This window comes from Terrabacter sp. 2TAF16, assembly GCF_052115065.1.
Classification (GTDB): Bacteria; Actinomycetota; Actinomycetes; order Actinomycetales; family Dermatophilaceae; genus Terrabacter.
Window position 1 is genome coordinate 93,210 of sequence record NZ_JBFRFZ010000012.1, and the last position, 25,997, is coordinate 119,206.

Here is a 25,997-nt window from a genome sequence, read left to right on the forward strand (position 1 = left end):
CCTCACTTCCCGGCGCGTGCGATGACCGCGAGCACGAGCGAGCCGGGTTCGCGGTGAACTTCCCGGCGCGCAGGTGCGCCGAGTCATGGGCGGATGCCGCCCACCTCCGGGGAGGTGGGCGGCATCCGCCATGTCGAGAGATCTGTCGCTTCGTCAGCGCACCGCGTAGGCCGCCTTGACGACCTGCGTCACCGAAGCACCCTTGCGGTCGGTCACCTCGACCCGCGTGGTGACCGTCTTGCCGCTGGCACCCGTGTGGTCGACGACCGCGCTCCACGCCCCGGCGTTGCTGGACACCGCGGCGTCCGTCCACGTCGTGCCACCGTCGTAGGAGAAGGCGAACGTCGCCGAGACGATGTCACCAGGGGCGTAGCCGCCGTGACCGGTGACCCGGATCGGCAGCACCTGCCCCGCCGAGGCGGCGAGGGTCTTGCTGCCTTCCTCGGGCAGGCCGACCCGCGGGAAGAGCAGCGGGAGACCGACCGAGAACGTGTCGGGGTCGAGCGCGGAGCGGAAGCGCCACGTCGTCGTGACCTCGGTCGATCGGGCCCACTGACGCGCCGGGCTCCCGAACTTGCCGGTGTTCATCTCCAGCTCGTAGGCCGAGTCCTCGGCCGGCACCTCGAAGACGCCGTTGGGGGTGTAGCTGTAGCCGATCTCCTCGCCGTTGCGGCGCAGCGTGAGGTTGCCCTCGTCCCCGAAGCTGCCGGGGTTGGCCACGTGCCCGAAGTCGTCGCCCCACATCTGGGGGGCGAAGCCCATCAGGCCACCCTGCCGCTCGGCCGTCAGCTGCTCGACGCCCTGGTCGTTCTTGATCGCAGCCGGGGCGACGATGCCGCCGTACCAGCTGTCGGTGCGGACGCTGCCGGCCGGGTAGGTGCGCCAGGCCTCGGTCATCGCCTCTCCGAAGGGGAAGCTCGAGGTGAGGTAGTGCAGCCACTTCGTGCCGCCGTCGGTGTAGAACTCGGTGCGCTTCCTCGCGACGTGGACCGCCTCATAGGCGGAGACACCGAAGGTGACGCCGTTGTCACGACCGGCATAGACGTAGTCCAGGAGCGGCGTGTCGACACCCATGCCCTTGTAGTCCGCCTCCGTGCGGCCGAGCTTCTTGTCCTGGGCGACGAACGTCTTGTCGTCGGTCAGCGGGGTCGACTGGGTGAAGCCGAGGTTGTAGACGTACGGGCTGCTGGCCGTCGCCTTCCAGGAGAGCGTCAGCTGACCACCGGGGGCGGTGGCAAGGAGAGCCTGGAGCTGGTCGCCCTCGGCCATCGGAAGGGAGTAGGTCGCCACGCTGAGCGGCGTGAACCCGGCCACCGGCAGCCACTTGCCGGGAGCCGGAGCGTACGCGAGCAGGGCCCTGACACCGGCCGCGCGAGCCCGGTTGACCATCGACGGGGAGATGCCAGCGGTGCTGACCTTGACGAGCACGACCTTGCCACCCACGCGGGCGGGGTCGAAGATCGAGCCGGTACCGCCGTCGACGAGACCCGCAGTGCCGACACCGTCGAGGCCCGGCGCCGCGTTCGGCGCCGCGATCGGGTGCAGCACCGGTCCTGCGACGACCGACAGCGACGCGACGGCAGGCGCGTAGCGGCGCGACCAGTCACCGAACTCCCAGGTGCCCTGCTGGGGGTTGCCCTGCACGTCGGCGTACACGGCGGTCGTCGTCGAGCCACTGCTGAGGGAGCCGGCGTGGATCCACGTGTCGTCCCACGTGCGGGAGAACGAGAGGACCGAGGCCTTGGGCTCACTGGGTCGGTCCGTCTTGACCGACAGCAGGTGCGCCTTGGTCGCGTCGAAGTCGACGGTCGTGTCGCCGGTGATCTTGATCTCCGGTCGGCCGAAGTAGGCGATGGAGCCGACGGTGTTCGGGGTCAGCCAGGTCGGGTCGGGGCTCCTGACGAAGCTCGACAGGAAGTAGGTGCCGGGACGCACCTGGAACGTCTGCTCCGCGGCACCGTTGTTGAAGGCGCGCTGCGCCTTGATGGAGTCGATGTTGACCACGTCGACGCTCGAACCCAGGTTGGCGGGCTGACCGAGGCGGTCCTTCATCCGGACGGTGAGCTGCACCGTCTGGGGAGTGACGTAGAGCGAGAAGGGCGTCGACACGTTGGCGCCGCCGGTGGCCAGGATGCGGCCCGTGACATCGCCGTACTGCGCAGCCGCGAGCTTCGCGGTCGGGTCGACCTTCAGCGGGACCTTGACGGTGCCACCAGCGGGGATGGTCACCGACGAGGCTCCGAGGACGGCCGGCGTCGACGTGACGGCGGAACCGTCGTCACCCGTGACACCGGCGACGGACAGCTTGAGGGTGACCGGCTGGTCGGTGACGTTGGTGTAGGGAAGGTCGATGGTCGTGACCTGGGCGCTCGTGTGCGGCCACGCGAAGGTGCCGCCCTGCACCGGCATCGTGGTGACCGAGGCCTTGGTGGCGGCGAAGACATCGAGGCGGCCGGCACCCTGCGCGCGGACATCACCGGGGACATCGGACTTCGCCGACGACACGAGGGCCGCCTTGAGCTGCTGCCCGGTCCAGGTCGGGTGCGTCTGCTTGACGATGGCGGCGGCACCGGCGACGTGCGGCGTCGCCATCGACGTGCCCGACATCGCGACGTACGCGTTGTCGCCCCGCCCGCCTGAGCGCGCGGCGGTGATGCCGACGCCCGGCGCCGAGATCTCCGGCTTGAGGGTGTGGTCGACCGCTGTGGGCCCGCGGCTGGAGAACCATGCCGGCACGTCCTGACGGTCCACGGCGCCCACCGTCAGCACGGCGGGAGCACAGCCGGGAGCCGAGACGGTGTTGTTGGCCGAGCCGGTGTTGCCGGCAGCGATGACGAAGAGCGCCTTGCTCGTCGTGGCGAGCTCCTGGGCCGCCGACGACATGGGATCGTTGCAGGCGGACGGCGACCCGTTGCTGCCCAGGCTCATGGAGACGACGTCGGCGCCCTGCCCGACCGCCCACTCCATGCCGCCGATGATCATCGAGTCGGAACCTCCACCGTTGTCACCGAGCACCTTGCCGATGAGCAGCTGGGTCTCGGGGGCGACGCCCTTCTCGAGACCAGCGCTCGCCGCACCAGAGCCGCCCACGGTGGAGGCGGTGTGCGTGCCGTGGCCCTGCACGTCCGACAGCGCGCCATCCGCCGACCCGGTGAAGTCCTTGGACGCCACGATCCGACCCTTCAGGTCGGGGTGCTCGGCGTCGGCGCCGGTGTCGAGGACGGCGACCTTGGTGCCACTGCCCTTGAGTCCGCTCGCCCAGGCGAGGTCGGCGCCCACCTGCTTCGTCGACTGGTCGAGCGTGGCGTACGCCTTCGCGTCGAGCCAGATCTTCTCGATCTTCGCACCGGCTGCGGTGGACGGGTCCGTCGCGTCCGCGAAGAAGGCAGCGGCCTGCGCCTTGCCGGCCTTGAGCGCGATGCCGTCGATCGAGTGCAGGGTCTGACCCTTGGCAGCGCCCTTCGGCGTGGCGGGCGCGGAACGCGCCCGGCTGAGGTCCGTGGAGTAGCGGGCGATGACCGGCACGCTGTCGGTGCTGGCGTCGTCGTAGCCCATGGCCACGAGCCCCGTCACGTTGAAGAGCTCCTCGTCCACCTTGTCGGAAGACAGGGCGTCCACGGCATCGGCGGGGTAGACGTAGACGTCCTTGCCGACCCGCCGAGTCTCCACGGAGGGCACGGTGCCGTCCTCGCGCGGTAGCACCGTGACGATCGGGGCGTTGGTGCCTGCCCCGGTGACGAGGACCTTGTCGCCCGTGATCAGGGTGACGGTCTTGGGAGCGTCGCTCGTCGCCTGGGCAGCGCGCGATCCGACGATCGGACGGGGTGGGGCACCTGAGCCCTGGCCGAAGGCCGAGGTGGGGGCGGCCGCGGTGGCGGCAACGATGGCAACCGTTGCCACCCCTAGGGTGTGACGCCAGATGGGGCGCATGCTGTGGTCCTCCGGGGAGTGGGGGCGCGAGCCGCTGTTCGGGTCACGCTGCGTGGGGGGCGCCGGGTGGGGAATCCGGCGCCGTCAGTCACAGTGCCGGAGCGCCGGTTTGTCCGGAAGAATGTGCGTGCGGCGGTTATGCGTCATGGCGCAGGTGCGCCACCCGCCCTGACGACGTCAGAGTTGGCGGAAGGAGCGACATGGAAGCGCTTGCGGCTTTGGGTCTCGGTCCGGCGGAGGCGAACCTGTACCGCACGCTGGTCGGGCTGGGTGGCACGACCGTCGACGACCTCACCCATCGCTGCCAGCTCTCGAACGCGGAGGTCGAGGAGAGTCTCGTCGGGCTGGAGCGCATGGGACTGGTGGCACAGTCGGCCGCCACGCCGGGCCGCTGGGTAGCGGCGCCACCGGGGATCGCGCTGCGCGCCCTCCTCAACGACCGCCGTCACGAGCTCGATCAGGCCGAGCTCGTGGCCGCGCGGCTGGCGGAGGCGCACCGCACCGATGCTGCGGGGAGCGTTCACGATCTCGTCGAGGTGGTCGTCGGGGCCGGCGCGGTCGGACAGCGGTTCCACCAGCTGCAGCTGGGCGCCGTCGAGGAGGTCTGCGTCCTCGTCACCGACAACCCGACGGCCGTGACGGCGTCGGAGAACCAGGCCGAAGACATCGCGGCGGCCCGCGGCGTCCGGTACCGGGTCGTGCTCGAGCGCGACGTGCTGGAGCAGACGTCGCAGACCGAGCTGGTGGCGGTGATACGCCGCGACGAGGAGGTGCGGATCAGCGACCGTGTCCCGACCAAGCTCGTCATCGCCGACCGTCGCACCGCGATGGTGCCCCTTGATGCAGACTCCCCGGAGCCGGCGGCCCTCGTCATCCACTCGACCGGGCTCGTCCAGTCCCTCCTGTCGCTCTTCGACTTCGTCTGGCGCGAAGCCTGGCCGCTCAACTTCGTGTCTCCCGAGAGCGACGAGCTCGTGGAGACGGCCCCGGGTCCGGACGAGACCGACCTCCAGGTGCTCTCGCTCCTCATCGCCGGCGCCTCCGACGTCCTGGTCGCGCGGCAGCTCGACGTCGGGCTACGCACCGTCCAGCGCCGGGTCCGGTCGCTCATGGATGCCACCGGTGCCAACAGCCGCATCCAGCTGGGTTGGGCGGCACACGAGAAGGGCTGGCTCCGCCGACCGTAGCTCGACGGTCTCCACCCTCGACCGTTGAGGCGGCCTGGAGTGCCCGACTCCTCGGCCAACGTTGGACAAGGGTTGTACATCTTCGCGATCGGACGCTTAAGGTCGGAGCCATGGACCCCCGCTCCGCGCTCGAGGCGGTCCGGACCGCTCCGACCCTCCTCGAAGCCATGCGGGCAGCGTCGACGCTCGCCGATGTCACTGCGCAGGCGGACGGTGACGGCGTCCGTGACCTGATCTCGGCCACGCTCTCCGACGATCCCCTGACCGCCCTCGCCGCCGTCCACGCGCTCGGCGTCTGCGACGACCCCACCGCGGCACCGGTGCTCGCACGCCTGGTGGCTGACGGGCGGCGCCACGTGGCGGAGCACGCGCTCGACGCGCTGCGGCACACGGCTCCCGTCGACGAGGCGCTGCCGCAACTCGTCAGCTCGAGCCGCGACGGCGGCTTCACTGGGATGCTGGCCCAGCGCACCCTCGAGAGCTGGGCGGTGCGGCAGCCGGACCGGGTGCGTGGCGCCCTGGTGACCGGTCTGGCGTCAACGACCGACGACGACGGCCGCACCCGACTGGCCGAGACATTGGGGCTGGTGCCCGGCGCAGCGACCACGACGGCGCTCGTGGCTCTCGCGGCAGACGACACCGAGGCGCTCCCGGTGCGCGCGGCCGCGACGGCCGCCCTCGGCGACGGACCCGCAGCCGACCACAGCGCCGAGGCACTCCTCGTGTCGTTGGCCCGTACGGTCGGCCCTCTGGCCCAGACCGCCCGGCTCGCCCTCTTCGACCTGCGTCCGGCCCCGGCACCGCCCGTGCCCGACGGGTTGACCGTCGTACAGCTCTTCCTCCACTCCGACATCGACGGACAGCTGCACCATTCCGGCCGGGGCGACACGGGCGGCATCGCCACGCTGCTCGTGCACCTCGGGGACGCCCTGCTGCGCGGCGAGCCCGCGATGACTCGGGTCATCACCGTGTCGGGCGGCAGCCCCGAACCGGCCCAGTTCCCCTCGGGACGTCCGTCCGCCGCGCCCGGTGGCCACGTCGGCTCCTCGCTTCTCGCGAGGGGCCACCACTACGCGAAGGTGCCGCTGTCGGGTCCTGTGGGGGTGAGCCGTGCGTGGCCTGCGCGGGTCGCGGCGCGCCGCGGGATCCGCCGGGTCCTCCGGACCGCCGGTCGCGTCGACGCGATCCACCTGCGGATGGCCGACGTCGGGTCCATGGCCGCCGCAGAAGTGGCGGACGAGCTCGGCATCCCCGTCGTGCTGACCCTCGCGCCCGACCCCCAGGCCCTCATCGACGCGCGGGACCACGCCGGGACGCTGACCCGTGCCGGGTTCGACGCAGCCGATCTCGTGGAGCACCTGTGGTTCCGCGACCAGCTGCTCCGCGACCTCGCCGCGCGCGCTTCCCACCTCGTGCTCTTCCCGCGCCCACAGGTCGGCGACGACCTGCGGCGCTACCTCGGGATCGACATCGACGTGCAGCGAGACCGCCTCAGCGTCGTCGGCGAGGGCATCGACGTGGCAGGTGTCGACCGCATCGTCGGCGAGACCCTGGATGGGTCGGGACGTCGCCGCGGGTCCGGCGTCACATCCGCCGTCGACGAGCTCGACAGCCTCCTCGACACCCTCCCCGACGACCGCCGAGCCCTGCCGACCGTCGTGTCGGTCGGTCGGCTCAACCCCGTCAAGGGGATGGCGACCCTCGTGCAGGCCTGGCGCGACGACGCCCGGCTGCGCGAGCGCTGCAACCTGCTCCTCGTGGGCGGCGATCTCGACCACCCGAGCGACGAGGAGGCCGCCGAGCTGGCCCGGATCGACGCCGTCGTGCCTGCCGCCGAGGCGGCCGACCTGGGGCTGCTCGTGGCCGGGCACCGTCCCAACACGACGACCATCGCGTGGCTCGCGCGGCTGCGCGGACGTCCGGGCGACACGGCGCCGCCCGGCGTCTACGTGAGCGCGAGCCTCAAGGAGGAGTTCGGCATCGCGATCCTCGAGGCGATGGCCGTCGGGCTCGTCGTCGTCGCACCCGACGGCGGGGGCCCGGCGACCTACGTCGCCCACGGGGAGACGGGCATCCTCGCCGACACGTCCATTGCCGCCGGCCTCGCGGGCGCGACCCACGAGGCGCTCGACCTCGCAGCCGCACCGGAAGCCGACACCCGGATGGCGCAGGCCCGGGACATGGTGCGCACGCGGTTCGGCATCGACACGATGGCCGCGTCGCTCGCCGCGGTCTACCGTGAGGTGGCGCCGCAGCGAGCGGGCGAGCCGCGCCTTTCCGACGCCGTGGAGGGAGCCTCGTGACCCTCCTCGTCATCAGCCCTGACTACGCCTCCCACCTCTACCCGCTCGCCACCCTCGCCACGGCCTGGCGTGATGCGGGTGAGCGCGTCGTCGTCGCCACCGGCACGGCCACCGATGCCCTCGTCACCGCCTTCGGCTACGAGCGCGAGCACCTGCAGCTGGGGCGCGGCTCGAACCCCGGCGTCATCCGGGCCGAGGAGCAGCCGGCGGGCGAGGACGACTCGCTCCGTGGGTTCTTCGAGGCGACGCGGCTCGGCGCCGTCGAGACGCTGGCCTACCAGGCCCGGGCGCGTGGTGACGACCTCCTCTGGAACGCCGTGGGCGTGGCCCGGGCCGTGCACGACGTCGTCGACCGGGTGCGCCCGGACACGGTCGTCGTCGACCACCTCGCCTTCGGTGCGCGACTGGGTCTCGCCAGCAGGGGCACCAGCCACGCCGACGTCGTGCTGGGTCACCCGTCCGCTCTCACCGTCGGCGACGAGGTCTACGGCTACCCGCCTGCCTGGCCTCGTGCCTTCACGCCCGGGCCGGACGCGCTCGCCGAGCTGCGGCGCCTCTCGGAGCAGGTGCGCGACGACTTCACCGCGCAGTGGAACGCCGCACTGGCGCTGCTGTCGCCGGGGGCCACGCCGAGCGTCGACGCCTTCGCCGAGACCGGCGACGTCCTCATGCTCAACTACCCCGCGGAGCTGCACGACCACGACCGCACCGCCCTGCTCCCGCGCCACACCTTCCTCGGCTCCGCGGTGCGGGCCGAGGCCTCGGACGAGCAGGTCGAGACGTGGCTCGGCCGCAGCGACGAGCCGGTCGTCTACGTCAGCCTCGGCAGCTTCCTCTCCGCCCGCTCCGACCTGCTCGCGACGATCGTCGAGGCGCTGCGCCCACTGGACGTCCGCGTCGCCCTGGCCCACGGGTCGACGCCGCGCCCCCTGCTGGGTGCACTCCCCGAGTCGTGGCTCGTACGCGAGATGCTCCCGCAGGTGACCCTGCTCGGTCACGCTTCCGTGGCCGTCTCGCACGGCGGCAACAACAGCGTCACCGAGTCACTGACAGCCGGCGTTCCCCTGCTCCTCCTCCCCCTCTCCACCGACCAGTTCGCCGGCGCCGCCGCCGTCGAGGCGCAGCGGCTGGGCGAGGTGCTCGACCCCAACCGCGCCGACGCCGCCGCGATCCGCTCGGCCGCCGAGCGCCTGATGGGTCCCGCGGACTCCGTGGACCGCGCGGGGCTTCACCGGCTGGGTGCGTCGATGCGCGAGCACCCGGGACCCCTTCGGGCCCGCGACGCACTGACGCGGCAGACCACGCCCGCACACGGGAGCGGTCCCGCAACGCTCTGAGCGTCACCCCGGCGCGTGGGGACGTCGACCCGGCAGGTGGGGCGGCGGCATACGCCCTCGGTAGGGCGGGGGCACGTCAGCGGGGGCGTGGGCTCCGCCACCGGCCGGCGGCGATCTGCTCACCCGCGACCCACACGCCCCCGACGTCGGAGGTCGTCCCCAGCGCGAAGACCTTGGACAGCGCGTCCTCGGGGGACGAGGCGTTGTCGAGGCCCACGGCGAGCGGGTCGCCGGGCTCGGGCAGCACCCAGACGGCGTCGAACTGCTTGCCGACCGAGAGGTCACCCACGTCACCGAGCCCGAGCGCGTCGGCGCCGGCCCCGGTGCTCAGCCAGAGCAGGTGGGCCGAGGTCAGCAGCATCCCGTCCGGGCCGAGGAGCTGCTGGACGAAGTAGGCCTGCAGTCCCTCCTTGAACAGCGAGAAGCCGGTGCCGGCGCCGACGTCCGAGCCGAGGGAGACGCGCACCCCGGCCTCGATGTGACGACGGAGCGGAAAGAGCCCGCTGCCCAGCGCCGCGTTGCTCGTGGGGCAGTGCGCCACGGCGGCGCCGCGCGCGGCGAGCGTGCCCAGCTCGGCATCGGTCGGGTGGACGTCGTGAGCGAGCACCGACCTCGGCGTCACGAGGCCGAAGCGGTCGTAGGTGTCCACGTAGGAGGCCCCGCCGAAGAGGGCGGCGACCTCGCTGATCTCGTGGAGGTTCTCGTTGAGGTGCGAGGTGAAGAGCGACCCCGGCACCTCGGAGAAGGTGGCCGCACAGGCCTCGAGCACCCCCTCGCTCGCCGAGAGGGAGAAGCGTGGTGTGACGGCGTAGCGCAGCCGGCCCTTGCCGTGCCAGCGGCCCGCGAGCTCGCGCGACTCGGCGTAGGCGCGCTCGGGGGTCGTGAGCAGCGCATCGGGCAGCAGCCGGTCCGAGGTCACGAGTCCGGTCGTGACCCGCAGGCCCCAGTGGTCGGCCACCTCGAACATCACGTCGACGGCCGGGGCCTGGTGGGCCCCGAAGACGAGTGCGGTCGTCGTCCCGGCGTCGACGAGTCCCGCCACGAAGTCACGGGCCACGCCCCGTGCGTGGTCGACGTCGGCGAGCCGCATCTCCTCCGGCAGGGCATAGCGGTCCAGCCAGTCGAGCAGCGGCAGGCCGAGCCCGCCGATGACGCGCACCTGGGGGAAGTGCACGTGCGTGTCGACGAGCCCCGGCAGGAGCAGACCCTGGCGCAGGTCGAGGACCGGCTCGTCGGGATGCTCCGCGCGCACCACGTCGAAGGGGCCGCGTGCCGTGATGACGCCGTCCCCGACGAGCAGCCCGCAGTCGTCGTCGGACCGGAGCGTGCCTCCGGCGAAGGGGCTCGTCGGCGTGTCGAGGACGCGCACCCTGAAGATCGTCACGGACGGGTGCCCGGCGTCTTGCGCTCGAGCTGCCGCTCCCGCTCGAAGGCCGCGAGCAGGTCGACCGCGACCGCCACGGCGATGGTCGCCGGGCTCTTGCCGGTGAGCCCGGGCGCCCCGATCGGTGTCGTGATCCTGCCCAGGTCCTGCGCCGAATGGCCCTCTGCCGCAAGGCGTTGCTCGAAACGGCGCCACTTCACCGACGACCCGATGAGCCCGATCGAGCCCAGGTGCGAGCACCTCAGGGCGGCGTCGCACAGCGCGACGTCCTCGGCGTGGTCATGGGTCATGACGAGCACGTGCGTGCCGCGCGGGACCTGCCCGAGCACGAGCTCCGGCACGGGCGCGTGGTGGACGTGCACGCCGGCCACGGCGTCGGCGAGCCCCGCGAGTCGTCCCGCGGCCACGCGGTCGGCCCGGCCGTCGACGAGGTGCAGCTCGAGGTCGTGTCGGCTCAGGATGCGCGCCAGCTCGGCGCCGACGTGCCCCATCCCGAAGATCGCCACGGAGGGCACGACGGGCAGTGGCTCGAGCAGGACCGACACCTCGCCGCCGCAGCACTGCTGGCCGTGCTCGACAGGTGCTCGCTCGTTGAGCGCCAGGTCGAGCTGCTCGGGAGCGACCTCGCCCCGGGCGAGCATCGCGCGCGCCCGCTCGACGGCCGTCGCCTCGAGGTTGCCGCCGCCGATGCTGCCCCAGGTGTCGTCGGGCGACACGACCATCTTGGCGCCGGGCTCGCGCGGAGCGTGGCCGCGGACGGCCGCGACCGTCACGAGCACGCCGGGGATCCGGTCCGCACGCAGCCGCTGGGCTGCCGAGAGCCAGTGCACGTCAGTCACCCATTCCGGCAGCGACCTGCTCCGAGTGCGGGCGCAGCGGGTGCCCGTCGGGGTCCGCACGCTCGGGCGCGACGCCGACGCCCTGGCGCCCACCCCGTACGACCGCCACCGTGTGCGGCGGCTGGCCTGCGCCTCGTGCCTGCTGGACAGCCCAGAAGACTGCCTCGGGTGTGGCCGGCGACGCGAGGTCGACCTGCGTGCCGGCGGGCCCGAACGCGGCAGCCGCCTGGCGCAGGGCCTCGCGGACGGAGATGGCGAGCATGAGCGGGGGCTCCCCGACGGCCTTGGACCCGTAGACGACGCCGTCCTCGGTGGCGCGCTCGAGCAGTGCGACGTTGAAGACCTCGGGCATCTCCGAGAAGCTCGGCAGCTTGTAGGTGCTCGCCGACGCCGTGGCGAGCCGGCCGCGTGTCGGGCCGGAGGACTCGTCCCACCGGAGGTCCTCGAGGGTGAGCCAGCCCGCACCCTGCACGAAACCACCCTCGATCTGGCCGAGGTCGACGAGCGGAGAGAGCGAGTCACCCACGTCGTGCACGATGTCGACGCGGCGCAGCCGGTAGGCGCCGGTGAAGCCGTCGACCTCGACCTCGGCTGCCGCGGCGCCGTAGGAGAAGTACTTGAACGGCGAGCCCTGCATCCTCGTCGAGTCCCAGTGGAGTCCCTCGGTGCGGTAGAAGCCGGCAGCCCAGAGCTGGACCCGTTGGTAGTAGGCCTCGCTCACGAGATCGGCCCAGGCCACCTCTGCTGCGCCTGTCGCCGCTCCCGACGCCGCTCGCGCGCACCCGTCCTCGAACCTCACGTCCTCGGCGGGGACGCCCAGCCGGGCGGCGGCCACGGCGCGGAGCCGCTCGAGGATCTGCTCGCAGGCGTCCTTGACCGCTGCGCCGTTGAGGTCGGCCCCCGAGCTCGCCGCCGTCGCAGACGTGTTGGGCACCTTGTCGGTGCGGGTCGGCGCCATCCGGACGAGCGACAGGGGGACGGCGAGCGACGTCGCGGCGACCTGCAGCATCTTCGTGTGCAGGCCCTGGCCCATCTCGGTCCCACCGTGCGTGATGAGGACCGAGCCGTCCTTGTAGACGTGCACGAGCGCCCCGGCCTGGTTGAAGGCGGTGAAGTTGAAGGAGATCCCGAACTTCACCGGGGTGACGGCCAGGGCCCGCTTGCTGTGCTCGTGGGACGCGTTGTACGCGGCGACTGCCGCCGAGCGCTCCGTGAGCTCGCCAGTCGTCAGCACCTGCTCCCAGCAGGCGACGGCCCGCTCGGGATGACGGACGACCTGGCCGTACGGCGTGGCCTGGCCCTCCGCGTAGAAGTTGCGGCGGCGCAGCTCCACGGGGTCGATGCCGAGCAGCGGTGCGCAGCGGCCGAGGACGTCCTCGATGACGAGCATCCCCTGGGGTCCGCCGAACCCGCGGAACGCCGTCTGGGACGTCTTGTGGGTCCGGGCGATCCGCCCGTCGGCCCGCAGGTGGGGGATCCAGTACGCGTTGTCGACGTGACAGAGCGCCCGCGCCAGCACGGGCTCGGAGAGGTCGAGGCTCCAGCCGCCGTCGGAGGTCAGGGTGGCATCGAGCGCCTGGATCCGGCCGTCACCGTCGAACGCGGCACGCCACTGCGCGTGGAAGCCGTGTCGCTTGCCCGTCATCGTCAGGTCCTGGGTCCGGGTGAGGCGCAGGCGCACGGGGCGCCCGGTCAGGACGGCTCCCAGGGCGGCCACGGCTGCGTAGCCGTGCGGCTGCATCTCCTTGCCGCCGAAGCCTCCTCCCATCCGCAGGCACTGGACCGTGACGGCGTGGCTGGCCAGGCCCAGCACGTGCGCCACGATCTGCTGGGTCTCTGTCGGATGCTGGGTGCTGCTCTGGACGAAGACCTGTCCGCCCTCGTCGACATGGGCGAGCGAGCAGTGCGTCTCGAGGTAGAAGTGCTCCTGCCCGGCGAGGTCGAGCTCGCCGCTGAACACGTGCTCGGCCGCGACGAAGGCCTCGTCGACCTGCCCGCGCTCGAGCCGCGGCTGGCCGCCCTGGAAGCCGCCGGCCTCGATCGCCTCGCGGACGGTGACGACCGAGGGCAGCGGCTCGTAGTCCACCTCGACGGCCAGGGCCCCGAGCCGGGCCGCCTCGAGGGTGTCGGCCAGGACCCAGCACACGGCGTGACCGAAGAACATCACCTCGGACGGGAAGAGCGGCTCGTCATGCTTGACGCCGGCATCGTTGACGCCGGGCACGTCGGCGGCGGTGAGGACGCGCACGACGCCCGGGACGGCGAGCGCGGGGACGGCGTCCAGCCGGGTCACGCGGGCGTGGGCGTGCGGTGCCTGGACGGGGTGGGCGTGGAGCAGACCGTGCGTGCGCGTCGCGAGGTCGTCGGTGTAGAGCGCACTGCCCGTGACGTGAAGGGCGGCCGACTCGTGCGGGATCGGCTGTCCGACGACGGAATCCGTGGCCCGGCTCGACAGGGATGTCATGCGCCCACCCCGTCGGCAGACTGCTCGTCCGCATGGAGGCGAAGGAGCGAGGTGCCCAGCACCGCGCTGCGGTAGGCCGCGCTGGCCCGGTGGTCGTCGAGCGGGGTGCCCTCACCCCGCATCACCTCGGCGGCCGCCTGCACCGTCGCCGCGGTCCAGGCACGGCCCTCCAGGGCTGCCTCGGTGGCGAGCGCCCTGACGGGGGTGGCCGCCACGCCGCCGAGACCGATGCGCGCCCGCCGGACGGAGCCGTCGACGACATCGAGGGCCACGGCGACGGCGACGCTGGAGATGTCGTCGTAGCGGCGCTTGGCGACCTTGTGGAAGGCCGTGGTCGGGCTGAGCGGCAGGGGGATCCGCACCGCACGGATGAGCTCGTCGTGGCGGCGCACGCTCTGCCGGTAACCGGTCCAGTAGTCGGCGAGCGGCACCTGCCGGTCCCCGTCCGGACTCGCGAGCACCACGACGGCCTCGAGCGCGAGCAGGGCGGGCGCCAGGTCACCGATCGGCGAGCCCGTGCCGAGGTTGCCACCGAGGGTCGCGCCGTTGCGGATGAGCCGGGACGCGAACTGGGGGAACACCTGGTCGAGCAGCGGGATCCGCCCGGCCAGCTCACGCTCGACCTCGGTGAGGGTCAACGCGGCGCCCATCTCGACGGCCTCGTCACCGACCTCGAGGCGGCGCAGCTCGGGCAGACGGTCGATGCCGATGACGAACGTCGCCCGGGTGCCACGGAGGTTGACGTCGACGCCCCAGTCGGTCGAGCCGGCGACGACCGCCGCGCCCGGATGTGCCACGAGCAGCTCGAGCGCCTCGTCGAGGTCGGCTGGCCGGGCATAGGTGCCGGTCGCCCCCGAGAGTCGGGTCCCGATCGGAGGTGGCGGCGCGTCCGAGCGCCGCGAGGCGAGCGCGTCGTCGGCCGCCGGGGAGTCGAGCGCGAAGGCTGCGTCCCGGATCGGCCGGTAGCCGGTGCACCGGCACAGGTTGCCGGAGAGCGCCCCGAGCCGGAAACCGTTGGGCCCCGACTCGTGCGCGTCCGCGTCGCTGCCCGCACGGGCCGCGTCGACCTGCCGGTCGGCCCGGTAGTACTCGGCAGCCATGGAGCAGACGAAACCGGGCGTGCAGTAGCCGCACTGCGACCCGCCTCGCACTGCCATCTCGTGCTGCACGGGGTGCAGGTGCTGGGGCGTCCCGAGTCCCTCGGCGGTGACGACCTCCTGGCCGTCCCACGAGGCGGCCGGCAGGAGGCAGGCGTTGACGGCCGTCCACTCGGTGCCCGACCCACCGTCGGGGCGGGCCACGAGCACCGCGCAGGCGCCGCACTCCCCCTCGGCGCACCCCTCCTTGGCCCCGGTGAGCCCCTGCCCCCGCAGCCAGTCGAGGGCATTGGTCGCGGGGTCGGTGCCCGCCAGACCGCGCTCGGTGCCATTGACCGTCACCGAGAGGCGCTGCCCCGGCGTCATCCGAAAGTCCCGTCGTCCACGGACCCATGATGCACCGCTGGGTGCTGCGGTCAATCAGGGCTGGACGTGCAGATCGAGGGTGTGCGCGCCACGCACGACCTTCGTCGCGAGGTAGTGGGCGTTCGCGTCAGACAGGTGGACGCCGGTCGGGACGCGACGGGCCACGGTGACCCCGAGCGCCCGCAGCTGATCCGCCTTGTCGGGGTTGTTGGTGAGCAGCTCGACGCGGCTCACGCCCAGCGCCCCGAGCATCTGCGCCGCGACGGTGTAGTCCCGCTCGTCCTCGCCGTAGCCGAGGGCGACGTTCGCCTCGTACGTGTCGAGCCCCGCGTCCTGGAGCACGTAGGCGTCGAGCTTCGGGTAGAGCCCGATGCCGCGGCCCTCCTGCCGCAGGTAGAGCAGGAACCCGCCGCTCGCGTCGAGGCGCTCGACGGACTCGCGCAGCTGGGCACCGCAGTCGCACCGCCCGCTGCCGAAGACGTCACCGGTCAGGCACTCGCTGTGCAGCCGGGTCGGCGTCGGGTCACGGTCACAGGCCCCTGGACCGGGGGCCTCCGCACGGTCCCCGAGACCCAGCGCGACGTGCTCGCGCCCGTCGGCGAGTCCGTCGAAGGTGAAGACGCGCGCCGTCGTCGCGAAACCGTCGGCGAAGGTGACCGGTACGAGCACGTGGGTGCGGATGCGGGCCGGTGGGGGTCCCGGAGCAGCTGCCGGGACACGACTCGGCGCCCGGGGGGTCACGCGCTCTCCCGGAAACGCGGCGACAACGCATACCTCAGCAGGACCACGTCGCCGATCTGGCGCACCTCGGCGAGCGTCGCCCGACGGCCGGCGTTCCAGGGGTAGCGCCCGTCGCCGACGAACCGGCACGCCGCCGAGTCCCCGACGAAGAAGGGCGCCACGACGAGCTGGAGCTCGTCGGCGAGGTCGTCGGTGAGCAGCTGCGTGTGCACGGTGCCGCCGCCCTCGACCATGAGCCGCCGCACCCCCCGGTCGCCGAGGTCCTCGCAGACGCGGCGCATCGTCGCGGGACGACCGGCATCGACGACGGCCGCAGCCGCACCGAGCCGTCCGCGGGCCTCGGCCACGACGTCGCTGGGGCAGTAGACGATCTTGTCCGCGCCGTCGGCCGCGAAGAAGCTTGCGGCGCAGTCGAGCTCGGCGCGTCTCGTGACCGTCACCTTCGTCGGCGACGGGGTGAGACCGCGGGCCACCCGTGCAGCCCGCCGCTCGGGCGAGCGGACGAGCAGGCGCGGGTTGTCGTGACGGATCGTGCTGGCACCGACGAGGATCGCGTCGCTCGCGGCTCGCTCTCCGTCGACACGGTCGAAGTCGGCGTCGTTGGACAGCATGAGCCGGGCCGAGGTGCCGGCACTGAGATAGCCGTCGATCGACATGCCACAGCTGAGCAGGGTGTACGGACGGTCAGCCACGGACGGCTCCTTCCGGTGGGAGCGCGGTCGGGGTGCGGGGGGCTCCGCGCCGTGACACGACGAGCAGCGCCGCACCCGGCAGGGCAGCGACGAACGACATCACGCCGTAGACGACGGCGGTCGCCACTCCCCCGGCGACGCCGAGGCCGGCCACGCCGAACACCCAGGCCGCCACCCCTTCACGCGGTCCCCAGCCGGCGACGTTGAGCGGCAGGGCCATCGCCACGAGGACGATGAGCGCGAGCGGCACGAGGTCGGCCACGGGCGCCTCCACCCCGGCGCTGCGGGCGGCCAGCACGAAGGTCGCGACGTGCCCGGCGACGACGAGCGCCGAGACCACGACGACTCCCGGCCACGTATGCCGTCCCAGCAGCCCGTGACGCACATCGGCGACCGCGACCCGCAGGACCCGCGAGACCTGCGCGAGGGGCTCGGGCCGCACGGCCGGGGTGCGACCCGTGCGGCTCCGCCGTGTCGCCACGACCCCCACCAGAGCGGCGGCCCCGGCGACGAGAACCATGGTGGCCACGGGGGATCCGACCGGCTGCAGTCGCGACGGCAGCAGCAGCACGGCGCCCAGCGTCAGCCCGAGGAGGACGACCTGACCGGCCGAGCGCTCCCACACGACGGACCGCACGCCGCGGCCGACGTCGCCGCCGTCACGCCCGTGTCGGACGCCTCGGTGCACGTCGCCGAGCACACCGCCGGGCAAGGTCACGTTGAGGAACTGCGACCGGTAGCACGCGGCGACCGCCGAGCGCAGGGACAGCTCGGACCCGAGGCCGCGGGCCACGAGGACCCACCGCCACGCGCCGCAGACGGTCGTGACCACGGCGATGGCGGCCGCCGCCGCGACCGAACGGGCGTCGACGTGGCGCAGTCCGTCGACGAAGGCGCCACCACCGATGCGCCACACGAGGACGCCGAGGATCACGAGCCCCGCGAGGGGGCGCAGCCAGGACCGGTCGCGCTGCATCTCCTCCGCCCTTTCTGCCCAGGATCTGCCGAGTATCCGCCCGGGACCCTGATGGTGACGACGTCCGGCTCCACGATCGGGTTCAGCGACCCCCTACCCGCTCGAGCACGGCCGACACGTGCCCTGCGGTCTCCGACCACGATGACAGGGTGTCGCGTCGCGCCAGGGCATTCCTGCGCAGCCGTTCCCGCAGGGCCCCGTCCGTGAGCCACGACCGGAGCGCGACCGCAAGCGCCTCGGGACTGCCTGCAGGGACGAGCAGCCCGGGCCACCCGTCACCTGCCTGCCCGACCGCCTCGCGGACGCCACCGACGTCGGTCGCGAGCACCGGGACGCCGCGCGCGAGAGCCTCGGTCACGACCATCCCGTACGTCTCGACGTGGGAAGGCAGGACGAGGAGGTCGGCAGCGGCATACGTCCGCTCGAGGTCCGCGCCGACGCGCGGTCCCACGAGGTGCACGCGGTCGCCGAGGGCCGCCGACGCGACCCGCCGACGCAGCCCGTCGACGACGTCCGGCTCGCGCGTCAGGGCGCCGACGAGGACGCACGACCACGGGAGGTCGTCCACGAGCGCGAGCGCCGCGAGGAGGTCGGCCTGCCCCTTGAGCGCGGTCACCGCGCCGACGCAGATCAGGCGCCCGCCGTCGGGACCGCCGGCCGCCACGCGGGCCCGGTCGACCCCGGGCCGGGCGACGTGCACGGCAGCGGGGGCGAGGGCGTACGCGTCGAGCAGGACGTCCCGGGTCCACCCGCTCGTCGTCACGACGGCCGCGGCCGCGGCCAGCACCCGGCCCTCAGCCGCGGCCGCGCTCGGGTCAGACACCCCGAGCGGCAGGTGGACGACGACGACGAGGGGGACGCGGTCCGCCGCGGGCACGAGGACGGCGTCCGCGGCCGACGCGACGAGGCCGTCGACGAGCAGCACCGACCCCGTTTCGACGGCCGCGACGACATCGGCCAGGCAGGCCGTCGCTGGCGCGTCCGGGTGTGGCCACCGCCCGGGCACGGGGTGCTCGCTCGCCTGCCACCCGAGGGCACGCAGGCCGTCGAGCACCCTGCGGTCGTAGGTGTTCCCCCCGCTCGGGAGCAGGGGGTCGTCGATCCCGGCCGGGACGACGACGTGGATCTCCCTCAGAGCTCGCACTCGTAGCTCGCCCAGGCGACGTGTGACTCGTGGAGGGTCACGGCGAGCGCGGTCACCCGGTCGGTGGCGCCGCCGAGGTCACCGGCGCGTATGCGACCCGCGACCCGCTCCGCGATGGTGCGGGACAGCACCTCGGTCGAGGTGTTGACCCCCGCGAAGTCCGGCTCGTCGTCGAGGTTGCGGTAGCCGAACGCACCGACGACCTCGCGGACGTGCTGGGTCGCGAGACCGATGTCGACGAGGATGTCGTCGTCGTCGAGCTCGGGACCGCGGAAGGTCACGTCGACGACGAACGTCGCCCCGTGCAACCGCTGCGCCGGACCGAACACCTCCCCCCGGAAGCTGTGCGCGATCATCATGTGGTCCCGGACGGTCACGCTGAACATCGGCTCCCCGCTCAGTGGGTGGGTCGGTAGGAGATCGTGTGGCAGATGGCCGGCAGGGAGCCGTCCGCGAGGCGCGGCATCAGCGCAGGCAGCTCCTCGAAGGGCGAGTCGCCGGTCAGCAACGCGTCGAAGGCCGGGTCGCGCAGGAGGTCGAGCGCGAGCGCCAGCCGCCCGGCATACGTGTATCGCGAGCGCCTCGCTGCCGCAACTGCACCCACCTGACTGGCTCGGATCCGCAGCCGCGACGAGTGGAACGCTCCGCCGAGCGACAGCTCGACCCGCGCGTCGCCGTACCAGCTGAGGTCGAGCACCGTCGCCTCAGGTGCGAGGAGGTCGAGCGAGAGCTGGAGCCCGGCACCCGTGGCGCTCGTGTGGACGACGAGGTCGTGGTCCCCGCGCGCGTCGACGAGGTCGGCGGGCCGCGCGAAGCCGACCCCGAGCGATCCCGCCACCGCCTCCCGCGACGGGTCCACGTCGACGAGGGTCACCCGGCACCCGGGGATCCCGGCGAGCAGGCGCGCGACGCAGCACCCGACCATCCCCGCACCCACCACGGCGACCCGGTCACCGAGCCGCGGAGCGGCGTCCCACAGCGCGTTGACGGCGGTCTCAACGGTGCCGGCAAGCACGGCCCGCCGAGCCGGCACGTCGCCGGGGACGACGGCGACCGACCCGACGGGGACGACGTAGGACGTCTGGTGCGGGTGCAGGCAGAAGACCGTCCTCCCGACGAGACCCGTCGGTCCCTCCTCGACGACGCCGACACCGAGGTAGCCGTACTTCACGGGACCGGGGAAGTCCCCTTCCTGGTGCGGGGCGCGCATGACGGCGTACTGGTCCTCGGGCACCTTCCCCCGGAAGACGATCGTCTCGGTGCCGCGGCTCACGCCCGAGTGCAGCGCCCGCACGAGCACCTCGCCCGGCCCGGGAGCGGGCACGATGACCGGCCGGATCTCGCCCGTGCCGGGCTCGACCACCCAGAAAGCCCGCGCATCGGTGGACACGCGACCAGACTAGGGCTGTCCGTGAACTCCGGCGGTGACGACGGCGTCCTTGGATGAAACCTCTCAAGCCCGGTGGAGGCGCAGTGCGTCATGTGACCCCTCATGGCCCGGTCGTCGGGCTCGTCGGCGTGCTGACCCTGCTCGCCGTCCTGGGCCGGGCGACCGGCCTCGGCCCTGCCGGCTGGATCGTCGGCGTGGCCTCGGGGGTGGCCCTCTGCTCCCTGCTCAAGGCCGGGCTCGTCCGGGCCTCGCGCCGGCGCCTCCTGCCCGCCGACCGTGTCACCCTGTCGAGGGCGGTGCTCGTGTGCGGCGTCGCGGCCCTCGTCGCCGACATCGTGGCGGGGACCGTGGCGGGGACCGGGGGCACCGACGAGCCGACCGGCGTCCTCGTGGCCCTCGCCTCGGTGGCACTCGTCCTCGATGCGGTGGACGGCCGGGTCGCGCGCCGCACCGGGACCGTCCACCCGCTCGGCGCGCGCTTCGACATGGAGACCGACGCCTTCCTCATCCTCGTCCTCAGCGTGGCCGTCACCCGTGACCTCGGGTGGTGGGTGCTCGGCGTGGGGGTCGCCCGCTACCTCCTGCTGCTCGTCGTGCTCGCGGCCCGATGGGCGCCGTGGCTGCGCGGACAGGTACCGGCACGCCTGTGGCGCAAGGTGATCGCGGCCTACCAGGGCATCGTCCTCACGGTGGCCACCGCCGGCATCCTGCCCGCTGTGGCCGCATCGGTCGCTGTGGCAGCCGGGCTCGGGCTGCTCGTCCTCTCGTTCGGCACCGAGGTCCTCACGCTGCGGCGGATGTCGGTGTCCCGACGCCACGAGGTCGAGGTCCTCGCTCCCCGGCCGGTCGTCGGGCCGACGGCCGTCGACGCGCGCGTGCTGCCGTGACGTCGCCGCCCCGGGCCCGGACCGGCCGCCGCGTCGCCGGCCACGTCCTCACCACCCTCGCGGTCCTGCTCGTCTGGGTCGCGCTCGTCGCGCCGAACCCGGCGGTCGGCTGGTCGCCGACACCGCTGGCGCTGCTCCGGATCCCCGTCGAGGCCCTCGTCCTCGTGGCCGGGCTCCTGCTCCTGCGCGGCGTGGCCGCGCGGTCCTTGACGATCGCGGTCGGGCTCGGCCTCGGGGTCCTCCTCGTCGTCCGCGTCCTCGACGCGGCCTTCCTCGCGACGCTCTACCGGACGTTCAACCCGCTCACCGACTGGCGCTACGCCGGGTCGGCCACCGACCTCCTCGGCGACTCGACGGGTCCGGTGACGGCGGTGGTGGCCGTCGTCGCGGCAGGGCTGCTCCTGCTCGGCATCGTCGTGCTGACGCCCCTGGCCGTGCGACGGGTCGGGCGGGTCGTCGATTGCCACCGGACCGGCGCGACGCGCGCCCTCGTGGCCGGGGCGGTCGCCTGGGGCGTCTGCGCCTCGCTCGGGCTCGGCGTCACGGCCGACCTGCCCGCCGCGTCGTCGAGCACGGCGGCCCTCGCCGGCCGCGAGTTCACGTCGGTGCGCGACGGCCTCCACGACCAGGACGTCTTCGCCGCGCAGATCGCCGTCGACCCGTACCGCGACACCGCGCCGGGCGGTCTGCTGACCGCCTTGCGCGGCAAGGACGTCGTCGTCGTCTTCGTCGAGAGCTACGGCAAGGTCGCCGTCGACGAGAGCCCCGACGTGGCAAGGGCGCTCACGGCCGGGACGAGCGGGCTGAAGGCATCCGGCTACGCGACGCGCAGCGCGTGGCTCACGTCCCCCACCTTCGGCGGGATCAGCTGGCTCGCCCACTCCACCCTCCAGTCCGGACTCTGGGTGAGCAGTCAGCGGCGCTACGACCAGCTCCTCGACACCGGGTCGTCGGCCGGCCGCCGCCTCACCCTCGCCGGTGCCTTCGCCCGCGCCGGGTGGCGCACCGTCGACGTCATCCCGGCCAACCGTCACGACTGGCCCGAGGGCAAGGCCTTCTACGGCTACGACACCGTCTACGACGCCCGCACCCTGGGCTATGCCGGGCCCGGTTTCGGCTACGCACCGATGCCCGACCAGTACACGCTGTCAGCCTTCGACCGGCTCGAGCTGCAGCGCCGCCCACCCGGTCGACGGCCGCCGGTCATGGCCGAGATCGACCTCGTGACGAGCCACGTGCCCTGGGCGCCGCTGCCGCGGCTGCTCGACTGGGCGACGATCGGCGACGGCTCCCCCTACCTCGCCCAGGCGGGGCTCGCGACGCCACGCGACGTGGTGTGGAGCAGCCCCGAGAGGGTGCGGGCGGCATACGGCCAGACGGTCGCGTACTCCCTCGACAGCGTCGTGTCGTTCCTTCGCGCGACCCACGACGACGACCTCGTCGTCCTCGTGCTCGGCGACCACCAGCCGGTCAGCATCGTCTCGGGCGAGCACGCCGGGCACGACGTGCCCGTCAGCATCGTCGCCCGCGACCCGGCCGTGCTCGCGCGCATCTCCTCGTGGGGCTGGCAGGACGGGCTGCGGCCCGGACCCACCGCCCCGGTCTGGCCGATGGACCGCTTCCGCGACCGCTTCCTCACCGCCTACGGGCCGACCGCCGGCGGCTGAACCGGTGCCCACGACGAAGCGTCTTCAGGGGAAGGGAGTCCAACACCGCGACGCCAACGGGACGCCGCGGCGCGACCCGGACGACAGGAGCGCATCATGAGACTCCGAGGCGTGGGAGCGGTGGCGTTGCTCGTCTCCGCCGGCGTGCACCTCTACCTGTGGTTCGACGGGGTGCGCAACCAGAGCGTGGGGCCGATGTTCCTCATCAACGTCGTGGCCGGCGTGGTCATCGCGATCCTGCTGCTCCGCTGGGAGCACTGGGTCCCCGCGTTCCTGACCGCCGGCTTCGGGGCCGCGACACTCGGCGCGTTCATCATCGCGTCCACCGTCGGACTGCTCGGCGTGCACACCGTGTGGGCGGGCGGTTCGGTCTGGACGGCCGCGATCGCCGAGGTGGTCTGCATCGTCGTCGGCGGCCTCCTGCTGCTGCGCGGGCGGTCGATGGCGCCCCAGCTGGCGCAACCCGCCAAGCGGCACGCCGCCTGAGCCTCACCCGCATCGGGGGATGCGGGTGCTCCGGCGCCGCGGGAGGCTCGGAGGACAGGTCGGAGGCCTGTCCCCGTGACACCCGGAGGTCGAGATGCCCGCACGACTGCGCTCGGTGCTGGCAGCCGTGCTCCTCGTCATCGGCGTCGTGCTCGTGCCCGTCGGGGCCACCGCGACGTGGCTGCGCACGACGGTGACCGACACCGACAACTGGGTCGAGACCGTGACCCCGCTCGCCACCGACCCGGCCGTGACCGCGTTCGTCGAGGACCGTGCGACGGCACGCGTCCTGGTCGCCATCAGCGACCAGCACCTGGTCGACCGAGCCATCGAGGCGCTCGAGGCCGGAGGCCGACCGGTCGCAGCACGATCACTCGGGCTGCTCAAAGCTCCCCTCGCCGCCCAGGTCGAGCAGGTCGTGCGCCGTGTCGTCACCGCCGTCGTCGGGAGCGACCAGTTCGCCACGGTCTGGGTCGCCGCCAACCAGGTCTCGCACGCCCAGCTCGTCGCGGTGCTGTCACGGTCGCCCGACGGCGCCATCGTCGACAACGGGTCGACCGTGAGCATGGACATCGGCAACCTCGTCGAGCCCATCGAACAACGCCTCGTCGCCGCAGGGGTCCCGCTCGTCGACAAGCTGCCGCCGATCACCGTGTCGGTGCCCCTGCTCCCCAGCAGCGACCTCGACACCGCACGCACCGCCTACAACGCCCTGCGCATCGGCGGCGTGGCCCTGCCGCTGCTGGCTCTCGCGTTCATCGCCGGAGGGGTCGCCATGGCGCGCGACCACCGGCGAGCACTGGTACGCGTGGGGCTCGGTGCCGCCGTCGCCTGCGTCGTGCTCGTGCTCGGGCTGTCGTTCGCCCGGTCGCACGTGGCGAGCAGCCTGCCGCCCGGCGCCTCCGCAGCCGCGGTCTCCGTCATCGACACGGTCACCGAGGGCCTGCGCCAGCTCGTGCGCGTCGTCGTCGTGGTCGCCCTCGCCGTGGTGCTCGTCGCCCTCGTCGTCGGCCCGTCGCGCGGGGCCCGCCGGGTGCGGTCCCTGGCCGTCGCCGGGTGGAACGGTGCCCGCGGCGGGATGGACCGCGCCGCCGGCACGCCGCTCGCGATCCCGGTCGCCATCGGGGTCGCCGTCGTCTGCGTGCTCGTCGTCGTCTTCGCCGGCGACCTCGGAACGGGCTGGACGATCGTGCTCGCCGCCGTGGCCGCGCTCGCGCTCGTCGTCGCCCTGCTCGCCGGTCGGGCCCCCGCGCCCGAGGTCAGAGAGCCGGCAGCAGGAGCGTGATGCTCGTCCCCCGGCCGAGCTCGGACTCGACGTCGATGCGCCCGCCGTGCCTCGTCACCACGCGCTGCGCGATGCTGAGGCCGAGACCCGTGCCCGGCACCTGGAGGGTCTCCGGGTTCGTGCCGCGGAAGAACTCCGTGAAGAGGCCCTCCTGGTCCTCGGGTGAGATGCCGAGTCCGTCGTCGATGCACTCGAGCACGACCCGGTCGCGTCGGCTCGCGACGGAGACCGCCACCTTCCCGCCGGCGGGGGTGAACTTCACCGCGTTGCTCACGAGGTTCTGCACGACCCGCTCGAGGTCGCCAGCACTGCCCCGGACGAGCGGCAACCGCTCCTCGAGGTCGAAGGTCAGGCTGACCTGCTGGGTGTCCGCGCGCGGACGGAACATGTCGACGACGTCACGTGACACCTCGCCGAGGTCGACGTCGGCCTCGGGCATGGGCCGGTCGGGGTCGCTGACCCGCGACAGCGTCAGCAGGTCGTCGACGAGGCTCTGCAGCCGCTCGGTGTTGCGCTCGATGACCCCGAGCGACCAGTCGCCGTTGCCGTCCGGCTCCTGCCGGAGCAGCTCGACGTGCCCGACGATCGAGGCGAGGGGGTTCTTCAGCTCGTGCGACACGGTCGAGAAGAGCTGCGTCTTGCTGCGGTCGGCCTCACGCAGCTCGGCCGCGACCCGCCGCTCGACGGCATACAGCCGGGCGTTCCGGATGGCCCGCCCGAGGTCACGGCCCATCTCGAGCGCGGCCTGGGCCTCGGCGTCGGTCCAGTCGGGGTCACCGGGCCCCCGCGTGCAGGCGATGTAGCCGAAGCAGCTCGACCCCGAACCCATCGGCGCGATGAGGAGCGAGCGCGCTGCGGCGTCGGACAGGAAGACGCGCACCTGCGCGATGTCGTCGTCGCTCCAGAGGCGCGCCGGCTCGACGTGGCCGTCGGCGCCGACGACCGCGACGACACCGGCACGCCAGCAGCGGGCGGCCATCCGTCGGGCGATCGCGACGAGCGAGACGGGCGTGTGCACGCGCTCGCCGCTGCGCGCCGAGACGCTCTCACGCTCGTCGTCGTCCTCGCCCGCGAAGGCCCGCAGCCACAGGCCCGCCGACGCGAGGCCGGCCGAGATCGGCATCGCCGCGACGTCGACGACCCGGGCGGGGTCGAGGTCCTCCTGCGCGATGCGCGCCACCGTCTGCACGGCCTCACCGAGACGAACCCGCTCGGACAGGGCGTGGCGCTGGCGGGCGGCCGAGATGGCGATGCCGGTCTGGTTCGCGAAGAGCTCGAGCACGGCCCGTTGCGTCACGTCGGGGCGACGCCCGCTGAGCGGCAGGTCGACCGAGAGGATGCCGAGCAACTCCCCGACGGCGTCGAAGAACGGTGCGATGAGGGTGTCCTCGGGGTTCCACGCGTCCGGGTCACCGGCAGGGGTCGGCGCGGTCCAGTCGGCCGACACCCAGCCCTCGGCCGACCCGTCGGGCAGCTCGCCGGCGGGGACGAAGCGCAGGCTCCCCCACCTCTCGGCCACCGCGAACTCGGCCTCGAGGACCGGACGCGGCGTCCGCCTGCCGAGCAGCTCGACCCGCGCGTCGTCGTCGCCGGCCACGGCCACGACCTCGATGTCGCCCGAGGGCACGACGAGACTGATTGCCGCCACCTTGAAGCCGACCACGTCGGCGGCGCCGTCGACGACCATGTCGAAGAGGATCGACAGGTCGTCCTGCGCGCTGACCCGGTTCATCAGCTCAGTGAGCCGACTGAGCGCCAGCACCTCCCACACCACGCCGTCGCGCACGCTGTCCCCTGTCTGCGTCATACCCCTGGATCGTGG

The 25,997-nt window shown here is 73.2% G+C and carries 19 protein-coding genes; 7 read left to right on the forward strand and 12 right to left on the reverse strand.

What is annotated here, in order from left to right; translation table 11 throughout:
- Window positions 1–153: 153 nt before the first annotated feature.
- A complete protein-coding gene (locus tag AB4Z14_RS17745) occupies window positions 154–3,900 on the reverse strand; it encodes a S8 family peptidase (protein ID WP_442276357.1) in 3,747 nt (1,248 codons plus the stop codon).
- A 230-nt stretch (window positions 3,901–4,130) separates the two neighbouring features.
- Between AB4Z14_RS17745 and AB4Z14_RS17750 the strand changes: the two genes are divergently transcribed.
- The 3 genes from AB4Z14_RS17750 (at window position 4,131) to AB4Z14_RS17760 (ending at window position 8,757) form a co-directional block, all read left to right on the forward strand.
- Window positions 4,131–5,117: a helix-turn-helix domain-containing protein gene (locus AB4Z14_RS17750; protein ID WP_442276358.1), complete on the forward strand. Its 987-nt coding sequence runs from the start codon at window positions 4,131–4,133 to the stop codon at window positions 5,115–5,117.
- A gap of 110 nt (window positions 5,118–5,227) precedes the next feature.
- Window positions 5,228–7,420 carry a glycosyltransferase gene (locus AB4Z14_RS17755; RefSeq protein ID WP_442276359.1) on the forward strand — a complete coding sequence of 731 codons (2,193 nt, stop codon included), beginning with the start codon at window positions 5,228–5,230 and terminating at the stop codon, window positions 7,418–7,420.
- Window positions 7,417–8,757, forward strand: coding sequence for a nucleotide disphospho-sugar-binding domain-containing protein (locus tag AB4Z14_RS17760; protein ID WP_442276360.1), 1,341 nt, complete (start codon window positions 7,417–7,419; stop codon window positions 8,755–8,757). Before AB4Z14_RS17755 ends, AB4Z14_RS17760 begins: the two co-directional genes overlap by 4 nt.
- A 76-nt stretch (window positions 8,758–8,833) precedes the next feature.
- On the opposite strand, the gene AB4Z14_RS17765 is transcribed toward AB4Z14_RS17760, so the two are convergent.
- The 10 genes from AB4Z14_RS17765 to AB4Z14_RS17810 all read right to left on the reverse strand — a co-directional run bounded on the left by AB4Z14_RS17765 (window position 8,834) and on the right by AB4Z14_RS17810 (window position 19,850).
- Window positions 8,834–10,141, reverse strand: coding sequence for a guanine deaminase (locus AB4Z14_RS17765; protein ID WP_442276361.1), 1,308 nt, complete (start codon window positions 10,139–10,141; stop codon window positions 8,834–8,836).
- Window positions 10,138–10,971 (reverse strand): xanthine dehydrogenase accessory protein XdhC, encoded by an 834-nt coding sequence (gene xdhC, locus AB4Z14_RS17770; protein WP_442276393.1) that lies wholly within the window; start codon window positions 10,969–10,971, stop codon window positions 10,138–10,140. Before xdhC ends, AB4Z14_RS17765 begins: the two co-directional genes overlap by 4 nt.
- Window position 10,972: 1 nt before the next feature.
- Window positions 10,973–13,444 (reverse strand): xanthine dehydrogenase molybdopterin binding subunit, encoded by a 2,472-nt coding sequence (gene xdhB / locus AB4Z14_RS17775; protein WP_442276362.1) that lies wholly within the window; start codon window positions 13,442–13,444, stop codon window positions 10,973–10,975.
- On the reverse strand, window positions 13,441–14,907 hold the full coding sequence (locus tag AB4Z14_RS17780) for a xanthine dehydrogenase small subunit (protein ID WP_442276363.1): 1,467 nt from the start codon (window positions 14,905–14,907) through the stop codon (window positions 13,441–13,443). The genes xdhB and AB4Z14_RS17780 overlap by 4 nt, the downstream gene beginning before the upstream one ends.
- A gap of 54 nt (window positions 14,908–14,961) precedes the next feature.
- Window positions 14,962–15,576: a GTP cyclohydrolase II gene (locus AB4Z14_RS17785; protein WP_442276364.1), complete on the reverse strand. Its 615-nt coding sequence runs from the start codon at window positions 15,574–15,576 to the stop codon at window positions 14,962–14,964.
- 68 nt (window positions 15,577–15,644) lie between these two features.
- The gene (locus AB4Z14_RS17790) at window positions 15,645–16,340 is read right to left on the reverse strand and encodes a RibD family protein (protein ID WP_442276365.1); all 696 of its coding nucleotides are present in this window, start codon (window positions 16,338–16,340) and stop codon (window positions 15,645–15,647) included.
- Window positions 16,333–17,316: a lysylphosphatidylglycerol synthase transmembrane domain-containing protein gene (locus AB4Z14_RS17795; RefSeq protein WP_442276366.1), complete on the reverse strand. Its 984-nt coding sequence runs from the start codon at window positions 17,314–17,316 to the stop codon at window positions 16,333–16,335. Before AB4Z14_RS17795 ends, AB4Z14_RS17790 begins: the two co-directional genes overlap by 8 nt.
- Before the next feature lie 82 nt (window positions 17,317–17,398).
- Window positions 17,399–18,460 carry a glycosyltransferase family 4 protein gene (locus tag AB4Z14_RS17800; protein ID WP_442276367.1) on the reverse strand — a complete coding sequence of 354 codons (1,062 nt, stop codon included), beginning with the start codon at window positions 18,458–18,460 and terminating at the stop codon, window positions 17,399–17,401.
- Window positions 18,448–18,846, reverse strand: coding sequence for a 6-pyruvoyl trahydropterin synthase family protein (locus AB4Z14_RS17805; RefSeq protein ID WP_442276368.1), 399 nt, complete (start codon window positions 18,844–18,846; stop codon window positions 18,448–18,450). The genes AB4Z14_RS17800 and AB4Z14_RS17805 overlap by 13 nt, the downstream gene beginning before the upstream one ends.
- A gap of 11 nt (window positions 18,847–18,857) precedes the next feature.
- The gene (locus tag AB4Z14_RS17810) at window positions 18,858–19,850 is read right to left on the reverse strand and encodes a zinc-dependent alcohol dehydrogenase (protein WP_442276369.1); all 993 of its coding nucleotides are present in this window, start codon (window positions 19,848–19,850) and stop codon (window positions 18,858–18,860) included.
- 92 nt (window positions 19,851–19,942) lie between these two features.
- Between AB4Z14_RS17810 and AB4Z14_RS17815 the strand changes: the two genes are divergently transcribed.
- From AB4Z14_RS17815 to AB4Z14_RS17830, 4 genes are all read left to right on the forward strand, one after another.
- Window positions 19,943–20,737, forward strand: coding sequence for a CDP-alcohol phosphatidyltransferase family protein (locus AB4Z14_RS17815; RefSeq protein ID WP_442276370.1), 795 nt, complete (start codon window positions 19,943–19,945; stop codon window positions 20,735–20,737).
- Window positions 20,734–22,404, forward strand: coding sequence for a CDP-alcohol phosphatidyltransferase (locus AB4Z14_RS17820; RefSeq protein ID WP_442276371.1), 1,671 nt, complete (start codon window positions 20,734–20,736; stop codon window positions 22,402–22,404). The genes AB4Z14_RS17815 and AB4Z14_RS17820 overlap by 4 nt, the downstream gene beginning before the upstream one ends.
- Before the next feature lie 96 nt (window positions 22,405–22,500).
- Window positions 22,501–22,890 carry a hypothetical protein gene (locus tag AB4Z14_RS17825; RefSeq protein ID WP_056771876.1) on the forward strand — a complete coding sequence of 130 codons (390 nt, stop codon included), beginning with the start codon at window positions 22,501–22,503 and terminating at the stop codon, window positions 22,888–22,890.
- A 94-nt stretch (window positions 22,891–22,984) separates the two neighbouring features.
- On the forward strand, window positions 22,985–24,175 hold the full coding sequence (locus AB4Z14_RS17830; RefSeq protein ID WP_442276372.1) for a hypothetical protein: 1,191 nt from the start codon (window positions 22,985–22,987) through the stop codon (window positions 24,173–24,175).
- On the opposite strand, the gene AB4Z14_RS17835 is transcribed toward AB4Z14_RS17830, so the two are convergent.
- Window positions 24,150–25,982: a sensor histidine kinase gene (locus AB4Z14_RS17835; RefSeq protein ID WP_442276373.1), complete on the reverse strand. Its 1,833-nt coding sequence runs from the start codon at window positions 25,980–25,982 to the stop codon at window positions 24,150–24,152. The genes AB4Z14_RS17830 and AB4Z14_RS17835 overlap by 26 nt on opposite strands.
- Between the last annotated feature and the right edge of the window lie 15 nt (window positions 25,983–25,997).